We start from the raw sequence: 17818 nt of genomic DNA, 5'->3' as shown, positions 1-17818 counted from the left end.
AAACTGTAACATGAAAAGCATAGGCAGTGAACCTGAGTATTATGGACTGAAGAATTGTTCCTGATTATGACGACTAGTGATTAATTATGAGGGGTGAAGAGGTTGGCAGGCCAAGATGTGAAATACGGCAAGCACCGTACACGTAGAAGTTACTCACGAATTAAAGAAGTATTGGAATTACCGAACCTAATCGAAATTCAGACAAACTCTTATGACTGGTTCCTTGAAGAAGGATTGAGAGACATGTTCAAGGACATTTCTCCTATCGAAGACTTTTCAGGTAATCTGTCACTTGAATTTACAGACTATCAGTTACAGGAACCTAAATATTCAGTAGATGAAGCGAGACAGCATGATTCTAACTATTCAGCACCACTGTACGTCAAGCTGCGCCTGATCAATAAAGAAACAGGCGAAGTGAAAGAGCAGGAAGTATTCTTCGGAGACTTCCCACTGATGACACATCAGGGAACATTCATCATCAACGGAGCGGAACGTGTTATCGTTTCTCAGCTAGTCCGTTCACCTGGCGTTTATTTCAGCCCTAAAGTTGAAAAGAACGGCATGGAAGGATTCGGATCTACTGTCATTCCTAACCGTGGCGCATGGCTGGAGTATGAAACGGATTCTAAAGGCTTGTCCAACGTCCGTATCGACCGTACCCGTAAAATTCCTTTAAGTGTACTTGTTCGTGCACTGGGATTCGGATCGGATGATGAAATTCTTGATATTTTCGGCTCGAACGAAAGTCTTGTAGCCACTCTAGAAAAAGATATTCACAAAAATACTGCGGATTCCCGAGTGGAAGAAGCACTGAAAGATGTTTACGAACGTCTACGTCCGGGAGAGCCTAAGACGGCTGATTCTTCAAGAAGTCTCCTGACTACACGCTTCTTCGATCCTAAGCGTTATGATCTGGCGCGTGTCGGACGCTATAAAATGAACAAGAAACTGGATCTTAAAATCCGCCTGATGGGTCTGACATTGGCTGAATCACTGGTTGACAGTGATTCAGGCGAACTGCTGGCTAAAGAAGGTACACTGATCAACCGTGAAGTGATGGACCAGCTCGGACCACATCTGGATAACGGACTGAACGCAGTGACGCTTTATCCATCAGATGAAGGTGTCGTACCTGAACCGATCGATCTTCAGATCGTTAAAGTCTACTCTCCTAATGACAATGACCGTGTTGTCAATGTCATCGGAAATGCGAATCCTGACCGTGAAGTGAAATACATCCTTCCGGCGGACATGATTGCATCCATGAGTTACTTCTTCAACTTACAGGAAGGCATCGGCGAAACAGACGATATCGACCACTTAGGAAACAGACGTATCCGTTCAGTTGGTGAACTGCTTCAGAATCAGTTCCGTATCGGATTGTCTCGTATGGAACGTGTGGTTCGTGAGCGTATGTCCATTCAGGACACCTCTACGACGACACCACAGCAACTGGTCAACATTCGTCCAGTTGTTGCGTCCATCAAAGAGTTCTTCGGATCCTCACAGCTGTCTCAGTTCATGGATCAGACGAACCCGCTCGGCGAGCTGACGCACAAAAGACGTCTGTCTGCATTAGGCCCCGGTGGACTGACGCGTGACCGTGCCGGATATGAAGTCCGAGACGTTCACTACTCCCACTATGGACGTATGTGTCCGATTGAAACGCCTGAGGGACCAAATATCGGGCTGATCAACAGCTTGTCCACATACGCGAAGATCAACGAGTTCGGATTTATCGAAACACCTTACCGTCGAGTGGATAAAGAAACTGGACGCGTAACGGGTGAAATCGACTACCTGACTGCAGACGAAGAGGATCTTTACGTTGTTGCACAGGCCAATGCGCCGCTTAACGACGACGGATCATTCGTCAACGATCTGGTTCTGGCTCGTACGAAGAACAACAACGAAGAACTGGAAGCTTCTCTTGTCGACTACATGGACGTTTCACCTAAGCAGGTTGTCTCTGTTGCGACAGCAAGTATTCCATTCCTTGAAAACGATGACTCCAACCGTGCCCTGATGGGTGCGAACATGCAGCGTCAGGCTGTGCCTCTGATCGATCCGGAAGCACCGCTTGTCGGAACAGGAATCGAGCACACAGCGGCTCGTGACTCTGGAGCAGCAGTCATTGCAAGACATTCAGGTACTGTTGAATACGTTGATGCGAAGCAGATTCGTGTCAGACGTGAAGATGGTGCACTGGATAACTATTATGTAGCTAAATTTAAACGTTCCAATGCGGGAACATCCTACAACCAGCGTTCACTGGTACGTCACGGTGAACAGGTTGATAAAGGGGACATCCTTGCTGACGGACCTTCTATGGAAAATGGTGAAATGGCGCTGGGACGCAATCCGCTGATTGCCTTCACGACATTTGACGGCTATAACTTTGAGGATGCGGTCATCATGAGTGAGCGCCTGGTCAAAGATGACGTTTATACATCCATCCATATTGAAGAGTATGAATCTGAAGCCCGCGATACGAAATTAGGCCCTGAAGAAATCACGCGTGAACTGCCTAACGTTGGTGACGATGCATTGAAGAATCTTGATGATCGTGGAATCATCAGAATCGGTGCAGAAGTCCATGATGGAGACATCCTGGTAGGTAAAGTTACACCAAAAGGGGTATCTGAACTGTCTGCGGAAGAAAAACTGTTACATGCGATCTTTGGAGAAAAAGCACGTGAAGTAAGAGATACATCACTGAGAGTACCTCACGGTGGTGGAGGGATCGTTCACGACGTGAAGATCTTTACCCGTGAAGCTGGGGACGAACTTTCTCCTGGCGTCAACTATCTTGTTCGTGTCTTTATCGTTCAGAAACGTAAAATCAACGTCGGAGATAAAATGGCCGGTCGTCACGGAAACAAGGGTGTTGTATCCCTGATCCTTCCGGAAGAAGATATGCCGTTCATGCCGGACGGTACACCTGTCGATATCATGCTTAACCCGCTTGGGGTGCCATCACGTATGAATATCGGTCAGGTCATCGAACTGCACATGGGAATGGCCGCACGTAAGATGGGCATTCACATTGCGACGCCGGTATTTGACGGAGCCAATGAAGATGAAGTCTGGGAAACGATCAAAGAAGCCGGTATGGATGACGATGCCAAAACGGTACTGATCGATGGACGTACTGGTGAGCCGTTCGACAACAAGGTCTCTGTCGGAGTCATGTACTTCGTCAAACTGGCCCACATGGTCGACGACAAACTGCACGCCCGTTCAACTGGACCATACTCTCTAGTTACGCAGCAGCCGCTTGGTGGTAAAGCCCAGTTCGGTGGACAGCGTTTCGGAGAGATGGAGGTATGGGCACTGGAAGCATACGGTGCTGCTTATACCCTCCAGGAAATCCTGACATACAAATCAGATGATGTTGTCGGACGTGTGAAAACGTACGAAGCCATCGTTAAAGGTGAAACCATTCCAAAACCTGGTGTGCCGGAATCATTCCGAGTGCTTGTCAAAGAGCTTCAGTCATTGGGACTAGATCTTAAAGTGCTGGACATCAATGAAGAAGCCATCGATCTTCAGGATTCAGATGAAGACGATGAATTCGGAAATGTCGATTCACTTGAAAAGATGAAAAAAGAACAGGACGAAAAACGTGCTGAAGAAGCAAGACTGAAAGAACAGGAAGAAGCCCTTGCTGAGTCACAAGAGCAGGAGCAGGAGTAAGTCAGAAACACATTAAAAGATAGAAGTGAGAGGACAGAAGATTATACAGCATTCTTTCCTCTCCTTCATCTTTTCGCATGTAAGAGGAGCACTAGGGCAGCTCTATAATCTACTAAAGGGAGGTAGCCCCTTTGATCGATGTAAATAAATTTGAAAGTATACAAATAGGTCTGGCTTCACCGGACAAGATCCGCAGCTGGTCTTACGGAGAAGTCAAGAAACCTGAAACAATCAATTACCGCACACTGAAACCTGAAAAAGACGGACTGTTCTGTGAAAGAATATTTGGACCGTCAAAAGATTATGAATGTTCATGCGGGAAATACAAACGTGTCCATTATAAAGGGATCGTCTGTGACCGTTGTGGCGTAGAAGTCACTAAATCTAAAGTTCGTCGTGAGCGTATGGGTCACCTTGAACTGGCAGCACCTGTCACGCACATCTGGTACTTTAAAGGAATCCCGAGTCGTATGGGTCTTGTACTGGATATGTCACCACGTGCGCTTGAAGAAATCATTTATTTCGCTTCATATGTTGTCACTGATGCCGGTGACACACCGCTTGAGAAAAAGCAGCTGATGACTGAACGCGAATACCGCGAACGCCGTGCACAGTACGGAAACAGTTTCCAGGCTGAAATCGGTGCGGAAGCGATCAAGACATTATTGAACGACGTGAATCTTGTAGAAGAAGTCGAAGAACTGAAAGAACTGCTTCAGACGGCTACAGGACAGAAACGTACGCGTGCGATCCGTCGTCTGGATATTCTGGAAGCTTTCAGAAATTCTGGAAACGATCCGGCGTGGATGGTCATGAACGTTGTACCAGTCATCCCGCCTGAACTGCGTCCGATGGTTCAGCTTGAGGGTGGACGTTTTGCAACAAGTGACTTGAACGACTTGTATCGTCGAGTCATCAACCGTAACAACCGTCTGAAACGCCTGCTGGACCTGAATGCACCGCATATCATCGTTCAGAATGAGAAACGTATGCTTCAGGAAGCTGTCGATGCACTAGTTGACAACGGCCGTCGCGGACGTGCAGTAACTGGACCGGGTAACCGTCCACTTAAATCTCTTTCTCATATGCTGAAAGGGAAACAGGGACGTTTCCGTCAGAACCTGCTGGGTAAACGTGTAGACTATTCTGGTCGTTCCGTTATCGTTGTAGGACCAAGTCTGAAAATGTACCAGTGTGGTCTGCCTAAAGAAATGGCAATCGAACTGTTCAAGCCGTTTGTTATGAGAGAACTGGTTGCAAGAGAAATTGCAAACAACATCAAGAATGCGAAACGTAAAGTTGAACGCATGGACGAAGAAGTATGGGCTGTACTTGAAGATGTCATCAGAGAACACCCTGTTCTTCTTAACCGGGCACCTACTCTTCACCGTCTGGGTATCCAGGCTTTTGAACCTGTACTTGTTGAAGGAAAAGCGATTCGTCTTCACCCGTTAGTGTGTGAAGCGTACAACGCCGACTTCGATGGAGACCAGATGGCTGTTCACGTTCCGTTAAGTGACGAAGCTCAGGCTGAAGCACGTATTCTGATGCTTGGTGCTCAGAACATCCTGAACCCTAAAGACGGTAAACCCGTTGTTACTCCTTCACAGGATATGGTATTAGGTAACTACTACCTGACTATGGAAGATGCGGGTAAAATTGGAGAAGGCATGATCTTCTCAAGTCAGTCTGAAGCGATTCAAGCTTACCAGACCGGCTATGTTCACCTTCACTCCAGAGTAGCGGTTCATGCATCTGCACTACCTGAAAAGCCGTTTACTGAATGGCAGAAGGACAAGTACCTGGTTACTACTGTCGGCAAACTGATTTTCAATGAAATCATGCCGAAAGAGTTCCCGTACTTGAATGAACCATCTCAGGACAACCTGGAGAAACAGACTCCGGATAAATACTTTGTCCCTTATGGAACGGACATTAGAGAGCACATCAAGAATGCTGAACTCGTGTCACCGTTCAAGAAGAAAAACTTAAGTAACGTCATTGCTGAAGTCTTCAAACGGTTCCAGGTCACTGAAACATCTAAAATGCTGGATAAAATGAAGAACCTTGGCTACAAGCACTCAACTAAATCAGGAATCACTGTCGGAATCGCCGACATTTCTCACCTGGAAGAAAAAGGTGAGATCCTGGATCAGGCACACAAACAGGTTGACCGCATCAACGCGTCTCACCGTCGTGGTCTGATAACTGAAGAAGAGCGCTATACTGCAGTCATCGATGTCTGGACGAAAACAAAAGATACCATCCAGGAACACTTGATGCACTCACTGGATAACCACAACAACATCTTCATGATGAGTGATTCCGGTGCCCGTGGTAACATCTCCAACTTTACCCAGCTTGCTGGAATGCGTGGACTGATGGCGGCTCCGAGTGGCCGTATCATGGAACTGCCGATCACATCAAACTTCCGTGAAGGGCTGTCCGTTCTCGAGATGTTCATCTCTACACACGGTGCCCGTAAAGGAATGACCGATACGGCGCTTAAGACAGCCGACTCCGGTTACCTGACTCGTCGTCTGGTAGATGTGGCTCAAGACGTCATTATCCGTGAAGAAGACTGTGGCACAAAACGTGGACTGGACGCTGAAACACTGAAAGACGGCAACGAAGAGATCGAGCCGCTTGAAGAGCGTATCATCGGTCGTTATGCCCGTAAGACAGTGAGACATCCGGAAACTGATGCTGTACTCGTTAAAGAAAATGACCTGATCACTGAAGATATCGCTAAAGAGATCATCGAATCAGGTATTGAAAAAGTAACGATCCGTTCCGTGTTTACATGTAACACTAATCATGGGGTATGTAAGAAATGTTACGGACGTAACCTGGCAACTGGCCGTGAAGTCGAAGTAGGAGAAGCAGTTGGTACAATTGCTGCTCAATCTATCGGTGAACCGGGTACTCAGCTGACCATGCGTACGTTCCACACAGGTGGGGTTGCCGGAGACGATATCACTCAGGGTCTACCTCGTGTTCAGGAAATTTTTGAAGCGAGAAACCCTAAAGGTCTTGCAACAATCACTGAAGTAACTGGGGAAGTCGTTTCTATAGAAGAAAACCCTAGCGAAAGAACGAAAGAAGTGACTGTTAAAGGTGCGACAGATACCCGCAGCTATACTCTGGCAATCAATGCCCGTCTTCGTGTGAAAGTCGGCAGCTTTGTCGAACGTGGGGATGCATTGAGTGAAGGATCAATCGAACCTAAACAGCTCCTTGCAGTAAGTAACGTCATTAAGCTCCAGAACTACATGCTTAAAGAAGTACAGTACGCTTACCGCAGTCAAGGGGTTGAAATCGGTGATAAGCACATCGAGGTAATGGTTAGACAGATGCTTCAGAAAGTTAGAGTTATGGATCCAGGTGATACAAGCATCCTGCCAGGTAGTCTGGTAGATGTTGCGGACTTCAAGGAAGCCAACAGATCGACATTATTATCTGGTGGACTTCCAGCAACAGCTCGTCCAGTTCTTCTGGGTATTACCAAAGCGTCACTTGAAACAAACAGTTTCTTATCTGCTGCATCATTCCAGGAAACAACTCGTGTCCTGACAGATGCTGCGATAAGAGGTAAGAACGACAAACTGATCGGTCTGAAGGAAAATGTCATCATCGGTAAATCTATTCCAGCCGGAACAGGTATGAAGGTGTACAACGACATGAAACCTAAAGAAGTAGGCGTCGTCAGCGAAAATGTCTATAGCATTAACGAAGACGTTCAACCTGCAGATCAGACTACAACAGAGTAATTAAACTAGAAGGAAGTCAGGGCAGCTTCAGGCTGCTCTGATACACCCTTCTGATAAATAAATTATTTTCCAACAGGTTATTGACATGATCGCCCCTGCGTGGTACTATGCTAGAGGTGCTTTTGTGTTCCGATTCTTGTGCTGGAGTGATCCGGCCTGATTGAGTTAACAGTCGTGCTGACTGGTACGCAAGAGACAAAAATAAGCCATATATCAAGAAGGTTTCTGGCAATGGAAGGCCGTCGCATCAAGCGATTGTTCTTTTTTGCCCAAAAAGGAACCGCCTGGATGTGTGGACCTAGAAAAGCAAGTATTACACAGTAAAAATGGAAGGAGGAAACACAATATGCCTACAATGAATCAACTGATCCGTAAGCCTCGTAAATCTAAAACAAGTAAATCAGAGTCACCTGCGTTGAATAGAGGGTACAACACTCAAAAACGCAAACAGACAACAGTATACTCTCCACAAAAACGTGGTGTTTGTACTCGTGTGGGAACAATGACTCCTAAAAAACCTAACTCAGCTTTACGTAAATATGCTCGTGTACGTCTATCTAACATGATCGAAGTAACAGCATACATCCCAGGTGAAGGTCACAACCTTCAGGAACACAGCGTGGTGCTTATCCGTGGAGGTCGAGTAAAAGACTTACCGGGTGTACGTTACCACATCGTTCGTGGAGCGCTTGATACTGCCGGAGTAACTGACCGTAAACAAGGTCGTTCTAAATACGGAACTAAGCGTCCTAAATAAGTAAAGTAAATGTGGAGTGAGGCGTCCAGCTCATCCTGACATCCACCTGAAAATTATAGTGAGCAAGTCGAAGACTGCACAGCGAATTTTTAAGGTGAATGGCACGGGGAGCTGCCGAACGAAACTGGATAAGTAAAAGTGGAGTGAGGCGTTAAGCTCAGCTTCATAAAATAAAACTCGAAACTAATATTCCCGAAAGGAGGAATTTGAATGCCTCGTAAAGGTCCTGTAGCAAAACGTGATGTATTACCAGATCCAATGTACAACTCTAAACTGGTTTCCCGTCTGATCAACCGCCTGATGGTTGACGGTAAGCGTGGAAAAGCATCAACGATTTTGTATGATGCATTTGATCAGATTAAAGAAACAACAGGAAATGATCCTATGGAAGTGTATGAACAAGCACTGAAAAATATCATGCCTGTACTAGAAGTTAAAGCTCGTCGTGTAGGAGGGTCTAACTACCAGGTTCCTGTAGAAGTACGTCCTGATCGTCGTACGACTCTGGCACTTCGCTGGTTAGTAAACTATGCTCGTCTACGTGGAGAAAACACCATGGAAGACAGACTGGCTAAAGAAATCATGGATGCAGCAAACAACACTGGTGCTGCTGTCCGTAAACGTGAAGAAACTCACCGTATGGCAGAAGCGAACAAAGCGTTTGCTCACTACCGCTGGTAAGATAATCAGAGCAGTCTTCGGTCGCATGGAGTCAATCTGTGCGACGGAAAAACTCTGTATCTTCAATGACAGTTATCCGAGGATCATGTCAGAATGATCCAAATTTACTAAAGAGAGGTGTAATGATTAGTGGCCAAAAGAGAATTTCCTCTAAAGAGAACCCGTAATATCGGAATCATGGCGCACATCGATGCTGGTAAAACAACTACGACTGAGCGTATCCTTTATTACACTGGCCGAATCCACAAGATCGGTGAAACGCACGAAGGTGCTTCACAGATGGACTGGATGGAGCAGGAGCAGGAGCGTGGAATCACAATCACTTCCGCTGCAACAACTGCTCAGTGGAACAACCACCGTGTAAACATCATCGACACTCCTGGACACGTGGACTTTACCGTTGAGGTAGAACGTTCACTTCGTGTACTTGATGGAGCGGTTGCTGTACTGGATGCACAATCTGGTGTTGAACCACAAACAGAAACAGTATGGCGTCAGGCAACTACTTACGGCGTACCTCGTGTTGTTTTTGTAAACAAAATGGACAAACTGGGAGCTGACTTCCTGCACGCGAATGAAACCCTTCATGACCGTCTACAGGCTAACGCTCACCCAATCCAACTACCGATCGGTGCTGAAGATGACTTCAAAGGTATCATCGACTTAGTTAAAATGAAAGCATTCATGTATGGTAACGACCTTGGAACTGAAATAACTGAAGAAGATATTCCAGCTGACATGGTTGAACTGGCTGAAGAATGGCGTACTAAACTAGTTGAAGCTGTTGCTGATCTAGATGAAGAGATGATGATGCAGTACCTTGAAGGAGAAGAAATCTCTGAAGAGCAATTAAAAGAAGGTATTCGTAAAGCAACTCTAAGCGTTGAATTCTATCCAGTACTTGTTGGATCTGCTTTCAAAAATAAAGGGGTTCAGTTACTTCTGGACGCTGTAGTAGATTACCTGCCTTCTCCACTTGATGTACGTGCCATTGTTGGTCACGAACAAAGAGATGAGACTGCAGAAGTCAAAGTAGAAGCTGGCGATGATCAGCCGTTTTCTGCATTGGCATTTAAAGTTATGACTGACCCTTATGTTGGTCGTCTGACTTTCTTCCGTGTCTACTCAGGTACGCTTGAATCTGGATCTTATATCCTGAATGCGACTAAAGATTCACGTGAACGTGTTGGACGTATCCTTCAGATGCACGCGAACTCTCGTGAAGAGATTTCAGAAGTATTCTCTGGAGATATCGCTGCTGCTGTTGGTCTTAAAGACACAACAACAGGTGACACACTATGTGACCTTGAGCATCCGGTAATCCTTGAATCAATGGAATTCCCTGAACCAGTTATCCAAGTTGCTATTGAGCCTAAATCAAAAGCTGACCAGGATAAAATGGGTCTTGCACTACAGAAACTAGCTGAAGAAGATCCAACATTCCGTGCTGAAACTGACCACGAAACAGGCGAAACGATTATTTCCGGTATGGGTGAACTTCACCTGGACGTTATCGTTGACCGTATGAAGCGTGAATTCAAAGTTGAAGCCAACGTTGGAGCGCCTCAGGTTTCTTACCGTGAAACATTCACTAAACAAGTACAATCAGAAGGTAAATTTGTTCGTCAGTCTGGTGGTAAAGGACAGTTCGGTCACGTATGGGTCGAGTTCACACCAAACGAAGAAGGCGCAGGTTTCGAATTTGAAGATGCTATCGTTGGTGGGGTTGTTCCACGTGAATACATTCCTGCAGTTAAAGCTGGTCTTGAAGCATCACTGGAAAATGGTGTTCTTGCTGGATACCCACTAGTTGACGTTAAAGCTAAACTTTACGATGGATCTTACCACGATGTCGACTCAAATGAGACTGCATTTAAAGTTGCTGCATCACTGGCACTTAAAAATGCTGCTCAAAAAGCAGGCGCAGTTATTCTTGAGCCAATGATGGCTGTTGAAATCACTGTACCTGAAGATTACATGGGAGACATCATGGGTCACATTTCTGCTCGTCGCGGAAATATCGAAGGATCTGAACAGCGTGGAAACGCAACTGTTGTTAAAGGACACATCCCGCTAGCTGAGATGTTCGGATACGCAACAACTCTACGTTCTGCTACTCAAGGACGTGGAACATTCACAATGCAGTTCGACCACTACGAGCAAGTGCCTAAGAGCATTGCTGAAGAAATCATCAAGAAAAACGGTGGAGAAGCTTAATCAGCTCTCTCTGAGGCAGACGCTGCTGCGCCCAGTCATAACCTGACTGGACAGCAGGTCTGATCTGCCAAATCGATTGATTTTATACCGGTCTACCGGTATAATAAACTAGAGTAAATAGGAATAGAAAATACTATTTTCTATTTAAAAAAAGAAGATAATCCTAAGGAGGAAATATTTAAAATGGCTAAAGAAAAATTTGACCGTTCCAAGCAGCATATGAACATTGGAACAATCGGACACGTTGACCACGGTAAAACAACTCTAACAGCTGCAATCACTACAGTACTATCTAAAAAAGGTTATGCACAAGCTCAAGCATACGATTCAATTGATGGTGCTGCAGAAGAAAAAGAACGTGGAATCACAATTTCTACTTCACACGTTGAGTACGAAACTGATACACGTCACTATGCACACGTTGACTGCCCAGGACACGCGGACTACGTTAAAAACATGATCACTGGTGCTGCTCAAATGGACGGAGCTATCTTGGTAGTTTCTGCTGCTGACGGACCAATGCCTCAAACTCGTGAGCACATCCTGCTTTCACGTCAGGTTGGTGTTCCTTACATCGTTGTATTCCTGAACAAAGTTGACATGGTCGACGATGAAGAATTACTAGAATTAGTTGAAATGGAAGTTCGTGACCTATTAAGCGAATACGACTTCCCAGGCGACGACATTCCTGTAGTTGCTGGTTCTGCACTTAAAGCTCTTGAAGGCGATGCAGAATACGAAGAGAAAATCCTTGAACTTATGGACGCTGTAGATGACTACATCCCTGCTCCAGAACGTGACTCTGCTAAACCATTCATGATGCCAGTTGAGGACGTATTCTCAATCACTGGTCGTGGTACAGTTGCAACTGGTCGTGTTGAAACTGGTGAAGTTCGCGTTGGTGACGAAGTTGAAGTTGTCGGAATTAAAGACACTGCTAAAACAACTGTTACAGGTGTTGAAATGTTCCGTAAATTACTAGACTACGCTGAAGCTGGAGACAACATCGGTGCGTTGCTACGTGGTATGTCACGTGACAACATCGAACGTGGTCAAGTTTTAGCTAAACCTGGTTCAATTACTCCGCATACTAAATTTGATGCAGAAGTATATGTTCTTTCAAAAGAAGAGGGTGGACGTCACACTCCATTCTTCACTAACTACCGCCCACAGTTCTTCTTCCGTACAACAGACGTAACTGGTGTTGTTGAACTTCCAGAAGGAACTGAAATGGTTATGCCTGGCGATAACACTAACATGAGCGTTTCTCTAATCGCTCCAATCGCTGTTGAAGATGGTACTAAATTCACTATCCGTGAAGGTGGACGTACTGTTGGAGCTGGCGTTGTAACTAAAATTGTTGAATAATATTTTTCAATGAGCTAGTTCAAGAGAGCTTAGAAGATTTTTCTTCTAAGCTCTCTTTTTTGCATTAAACGCTGGAATATTGGCATAGGACTATAACTCGGACAGAAAAGGAGCCTGAGTTCCGGCACAATCGGTATAGGACTAAGAATAATGTAAAAGAATAAGCCGAGATTATCGGCTTTTATCATCCTAACATTTTCATATGGGCTGTTTTCGCCCAGCGAAAACAGTCTTTTTAGATTAAAGAAAAGACCGGCCGCACTGACCATATTTTCAGGTCAGTACAGTCGGTCTGATTTTTCTCTAGTTTTTTTATTCATCGGTAAGGATAGTACAGTCTAACAGACTACTGAATAAGTTTTCCGCTTAAAGGATGAGGCTCTCTCGGGTGACGTTTCAGGTCCGGAAGATCTTCGAGCAGATCGATCATACCGATTACTGTCTCTTTCTGATCTGGTGTCCAGCTAGAATGAGATTGCTCTGGACCATAGAATAAGCTGTCAGTCAATGCAGTGAAGTCATCGACTGTTCGAGATTTTTTAGGAATGAACGGAGTCCACTGGTTGAGGTAGCGACCAACCGTCTGTCCGGGCTCCCGTTTCAGTTTAAACCGGAACAGATTAAGAATGCCTGAGCAGGCACGATCAACAGTAATCCATTCTCGTCTGACTATCAATCGGAAGACACTAGCAGTTATTTTCCATCTGAAAATAATCATTAAGGTACTAATGAGAACAAAGACAATACCAGATAAATTCAGCACAAGTGACCATCTGACTGCAAAGCTTGTTTCATCGCCTGAAGGGCCATCATAATCTGAACCAGCATCGATTCCGGCCAGAGCAGCAGCATCCTCTTCATCAGATTCATCAGAAGAAGGTTCTTCAGCTTGAGCATCATTCTCAGGCAACTCGTCTTCAGGGTTGATAAAGTCCTCGTCCTCGAAGGTGTAGGTTTCGCCACCTACTGTCGCAACTGGTTCGGGGTTAGTCATAGGATTGGCAAATGACGGGCTTGGTTCAAACGGCACCCATCCATGACTCGGAAAGAATACCTCGACCCACGAATGAGCATTTGAGTTACTGACTTGATAAAATGTTTCGCCAGCTTCATCGGTGTACTGCGTGCCTGGTGTAAAGCCCTTGGACCATCTCGCCGGAATGTCGATAGCTCTTAGCATGATTGTCATAGCTGTAGAAAAGTTATTACAATAGCCAATTTTTGATTCGAACAGGAAATGATCAACATAGTCACCGTCATCTGGTGTGTTTTCCACTTCAAGAAGACTGTAACGGAACCCGCCTTCTTCTTTAAGATAACGTTCAATTGCGCGTACCTTGTCATATTCATTTTCATACTCATCAGTCAGCTCGTGAGCCAAGTCAATAACCCGTTGAGGAAGTGTCTCAGGAAGCTGGAGCTCTGGTCCGAACCACATGGCCATCATTTCTTCAGTATCGGCCAGCTCAGGCTGATCATCTTCGCTATTGTCAGCGAATAGGTTAAAGTAAGCGTCACGCCAGCCGTCATCCACTCTGAGTAGGTCGTCATCGAAACGACTTGGAAAAGTGGAATCATAAGTGACCGTATAGTCAGTCAGTGTTTCTTCATCAGATTCAAGACTGAAGTATGAGCTGCTGTCAAATCGCTGAAGTGTGTATGGTGCTTCTTTGTTATCGACGTCTACATCGTACCAGCCGTACGGGTAGGCGATATAGCCTGCCTCGTCCAGCCATTCTACCGGTACAGTGTTAATCGGTTCTTCACGCACCATCTGTTCTCTTTGAGCAGGAGTCGTTGTTATGTCGTATCTGACATTATAAGGAGAGTAAACGGGACGTCCCAGCTCATTCTCGTTACTTTCCCAACCCTCACCAGTATATTCAGTACGGTGAAGAACTTTCCAGTAATGAGGTTCTGAGGTGTACGCTCTAAATAAGGGGGTGAAATCCTGTCTTAAGGGTCCGCCAAGAGTAGTGTCGTCCAGTCCGAAACCGGTACGGCGGAATCCGATGCCGCTGCTGTATGTGTTGATCCAGTCAAATACTCCGCGGTCATCAAGTTCTTTCTGGTAACCTTGAGATCGAACTTCGATCCATTCCTGTGTAGGTCTCAAGCGGTCGACGCCCCAGACCGATAAACTAGTAAGTCCTAAAGTGAACAGGGCCGTAAGGGTGACGCTCTTGATGAAAGAGAACCAAGTTGTTCTAACATTGAGCTGCATGAGAGCAATAAGCAGAAATCCGAATCCGACCAGCTGGATTACTTCCGGAAGAACTCGGTTGGCAGTGAATGTGTGGACGATCATCAGATAAATGAAACCAGTTAAAAACGAGGGGATGGCCAGCTTACGCTGAACAGTCAAGTATGTCAGTAGAGAGATAGCTGCGAACAGAAGTGCCATGATCAGCAGCATGGGTGTTTCAAACAATTCACTTGCCAGCAGAAGTCGCCACTGGTCAAGACCTTCTGCACCCGTTTCTCTCAACCAGGTCAGAAAGGACAAGGGATTTTCCGGTGGCGGGAAAAGTACATAGATAAAAGCCAAAAGTTGTGCGAGCTGTACAATGAAGTAAGGCCACCATTTACTTAGTAGAACAGCAGCTGCTTGAGCTAGAATAAAGTATACGACAAGGTATCGACTGCCGGACAATCGGTTCAATTCAAAAGCAAAAAGCAAGATGGGAAGGAATACGAAGCTATGGACTATTCCGATGATGCAGTTCCGGAAGATATCCAGTTTATTAGTATGGGTCATATCGATAAAGTCATCCTCCTTTTAAGAAATGAAGATCGTGTTCGTCAAGGATCAGGTCTGAGTTATCGGCTGTCTGATAGGAAGGGAGTGGGCTGTCGCTGGGTTTAATGATGATTCGCTTACTGTCGGAGGAAACAGATTGTCTGTATAGTTCTGCTAAAGCATTCTGATCGGTTGCTGGTTGTACGAATAGGAAATCAGGTTCAGTCTTACGGACATCTGGAACATGATCATATTCTCCAATAAGATATAAATTAGAGGAATAGGCCTGATTCAGCTCATCATACAAACTGTAGGCAACACTCAAGAGAAATTCAAAGTCCGTCTCACTCCCGCCATAAAAAACCAAGTCGACTGGAGCTTCCTCTTCATGTTCATAATCCTTAACCATCCACTGCCCTCGTCTTAAGCTTGTTTTCCAGTCGATCAGACTAAAGGCGTCGCGATGCTGGTAGCTTCGGATCTCTTTGACGTAAAATTCGTGAAGAGAGGAGTGAGGGGCACTTGTCAGGCTAGGATTAATTCTTCTCATCAGTTTTCCACGGTTTGATTTGGTCAGGAGGTAAGGATAAATCTCTGCCTGGATGGGCACCTGATAGACCAGTCGCCTTTTCCAGAGACCGAACACGCTGAGTGAGTCGACTTCGACAGTCAGGTGATCGTGGCTCCCTCTTGGAAGATAGATGGAATCGAAGGAAACAGTGATTTTCCTGGAAAAGAAACAGGAACTGACTTGCGTATCCGAGTGCTGACCTTTGTTAAGTGTCAGCCGCATGGATGACAGGAGAAAAGGCAGCTTTCCTTTGGAGCGTCCGGTCAGTGATAATTTAATATGATTCGTATCCGATTTATACCAGTTCACATCCGTTATGACCAGCATCTGTCTGGATGACAGAAAAGCTAGTCCAAACAGTAGTGTAAAAGCATAGAAAAGAAAATAGGCTACCGTTGTTGTAAATGTCACAGCATAGAGAATAATCAGAATATAGAGGATAAAATAGAAGACGAGGCGTATTCGCGTTGCATTCAGTCCCATCGTCTTTTTCCTCTCACAGTCGGTACGATCAGATCTTTTGTCAGATCATCTATAAATGTGTCGACCTCATCCTTAGTCAAAGTATTTTCAAAAAGAAGGCGATGGCGGTAGACAGGCTTAAGCACAGTCAGGATGTCTGTTGGTGTGACATAATCTCTCCCGTCAATTAAAGCATGAGCCTTGGCTGCGGAAAGACAGTACTGATTACCCCGAGGGCTGATTCCGAGTCTAACTGACGGATGATTACGGGTCAGTGAGGCAAGAGAGACAATGTAATGAAGAAGTCGCTCTTCAACATGTACTTTCTCGACCTCATCCTTAAGTGACAGGAAGTCGTCAAGTGACATGACTGGATCAAGTTTATCTACAGATTTTAACTGGTCCGGTGACGCCAGCATCAGAACCTCCTGATCGTTGTCCGGATAACCTAAAGAGAGCTGAAACAGAAAACGGTCAAGTTGAGCTTCGGGTAACGGGTAGGTCCCCTCGTATTCAATAGGATTCTGTGTAGCCAGAACGAAAAAGGGTTCCGGCAGGCTGTAGGTATTCCCATCTATAGTCACTTGTTTTTCTGACATAGCTTCAAGCATGGCAGCTTGAGTACGCGGAGAGGTTCTATTGATCTCATCTGCCAGAAGCAGTTGGTTGAAGATCGGACCTTTGCGGAAATTAAAAACTGCACCTTCACCAGTGGGAACTGAGAATCCGATGATATCAGAAGGAATCAGGTCGGGTGTGAACTGGATTCGGGCAAAGTCCGCTTCAAGACACTTTGCGATCGTTCTGATCAGCAAAGTTTTTCCGACGCCGGGAATATCTTCAAACAGGACATGTCCGCCAGCTAGCATAGCAACTATGGTCAGGCGGGTTACGTCTTTCTTTCCTATGATGATGTCGTCAACAGTGTCGATCAGTTTGTGGAGTTGTCTGACTGATTGGTTAGTAGTTTCTGAAAAGGTCATGAATACTCTCCCTCAAAATAGAATAGATGCTGGTGATGCACATGAATACAGAGATAGACTAGTGTAATAGTTTTAACTATTGTATATAGAATAGCGCGAAAATACAATGTATTAAGGTATTCTGTCGAAAAATAGTTACAAATAATAAGTGTTTTTTAATGGGGCAGAAAACTGTTTCTATTATATAGAAGAAAAGTTGCAGAGTAGAGGGCCTGAATTGACAAGATTGTGATAATATAATCCAGTTTCTTCCATATAAGACTCAAGTCTGGCGAGGGCACCCTAAGTTAAACGTTGCGAAGACTCTCTAAAAGCAGCAAGCACCTCTAGAAGTAACGAAGATCACCCTATTCTATAGAAGCAACCTAATAAAACAGAAAGAAAGTTACTTTGGAGAAGCAGGTAGCTCAAATGTGGCAGAATAGTGAAACCTGATGAAAAAGGCTGAAATACCGAGTGAAAAAGGGTGCAGGGAGTGACAGGAACCCCTATAATACAAGGAGTGTTGTTTAATACAGGACAGACAGAAAAAAACTGGCAATAAAACAATAAAAAGCTTAAAAACACTTG

General features: G+C 45.2%; 9 protein-coding genes. 6 read left to right on the top strand and 3 right to left on the bottom strand.

Going from position 1 to position 17818, the window contains the following annotated elements; translation table 11 throughout:
• Positions 1 to 93 precede the first annotated feature (93 nt).
• The 6 genes from rpoB to tuf all read left to right on the top strand — a co-directional run bounded on the left by rpoB (position 94) and on the right by tuf (position 12492).
• On the top strand, positions 94 to 3699 hold the full coding sequence (gene rpoB / locus BMX79_RS09415; protein WP_091481995.1) for a DNA-directed RNA polymerase subunit beta: 3606 nt from the start codon (positions 94 to 96) through the stop codon (positions 3697 to 3699).
• A 131-nt stretch (positions 3700 to 3830) separates the two neighbouring features.
• Positions 3831 to 7469, top strand: a complete 3639-nt coding sequence (gene rpoC, locus BMX79_RS09410; protein WP_091481993.1) for a DNA-directed RNA polymerase subunit beta' — start codon at positions 3831 to 3833, stop codon at positions 7467 to 7469.
• A 346-nt stretch (positions 7470 to 7815) separates the two neighbouring features.
• Positions 7816 to 8226 (top strand): 30S ribosomal protein S12, encoded by a 411-nt coding sequence (rpsL, locus tag BMX79_RS09405; RefSeq protein WP_034299852.1) that lies wholly within the window; start codon positions 7816 to 7818, stop codon positions 8224 to 8226.
• A gap of 210 nt (positions 8227 to 8436) precedes the next feature.
• A complete protein-coding gene (gene rpsG / locus BMX79_RS09400) occupies positions 8437 to 8907 on the top strand; it encodes a 30S ribosomal protein S7 (protein ID WP_091265310.1) in 471 nt (156 codons plus the stop codon).
• 129 nt (positions 8908 to 9036) lie between these two features.
• Positions 9037 to 11124: an elongation factor G gene (gene fusA / locus BMX79_RS09395; RefSeq protein WP_091481990.1), complete on the top strand. Its 2088-nt coding sequence runs from the start codon at positions 9037 to 9039 to the stop codon at positions 11122 to 11124.
• Positions 11125 to 11307: 183 nt separating this feature from the next.
• Positions 11308 to 12492, top strand: coding sequence for an elongation factor Tu (gene tuf / locus BMX79_RS09390; protein WP_091481987.1), 1185 nt, complete (start codon positions 11308 to 11310; stop codon positions 12490 to 12492).
• Between the two features lie 346 nt (positions 12493 to 12838).
• On the opposite strand, the gene BMX79_RS09385 is transcribed toward tuf, so the two are convergent.
• Genes BMX79_RS09385 through BMX79_RS09375 form a run of 3 tightly spaced genes read right to left on the bottom strand, consistent with a single transcriptional unit; the run spans position 12839 to position 17248 of the window.
• Positions 12839 to 15250 carry a transglutaminase domain-containing protein gene (locus BMX79_RS09385; RefSeq protein ID WP_091481984.1) on the bottom strand — a complete coding sequence of 804 codons (2412 nt, stop codon included), beginning with the start codon at positions 15248 to 15250 and terminating at the stop codon, positions 12839 to 12841.
• Positions 15251 to 15260: 10 nt separating this feature from the next.
• Positions 15261 to 16286: a DUF58 domain-containing protein gene (locus BMX79_RS09380; RefSeq protein ID WP_091481981.1), complete on the bottom strand. Its 1026-nt coding sequence runs from the start codon at positions 16284 to 16286 to the stop codon at positions 15261 to 15263.
• A complete protein-coding gene (locus BMX79_RS09375) occupies positions 16277 to 17248 on the bottom strand; it encodes an AAA family ATPase (protein WP_091481979.1) in 972 nt (323 codons plus the stop codon). Before BMX79_RS09375 ends, BMX79_RS09380 begins: the two co-directional genes overlap by 10 nt.
• Positions 17249 to 17818: the final 570 nt, after the last annotated feature.

Origin of the sequence: Alkalibacterium pelagium (assembly GCF_900109325.1) — a bacterium.
Lineage (GTDB): Bacteria > Bacillota > Bacilli > Lactobacillales > Carnobacteriaceae_A > Alkalibacterium > Alkalibacterium pelagium.
This window is presented reverse-complemented; position numbering and strand designations above follow the sequence as displayed.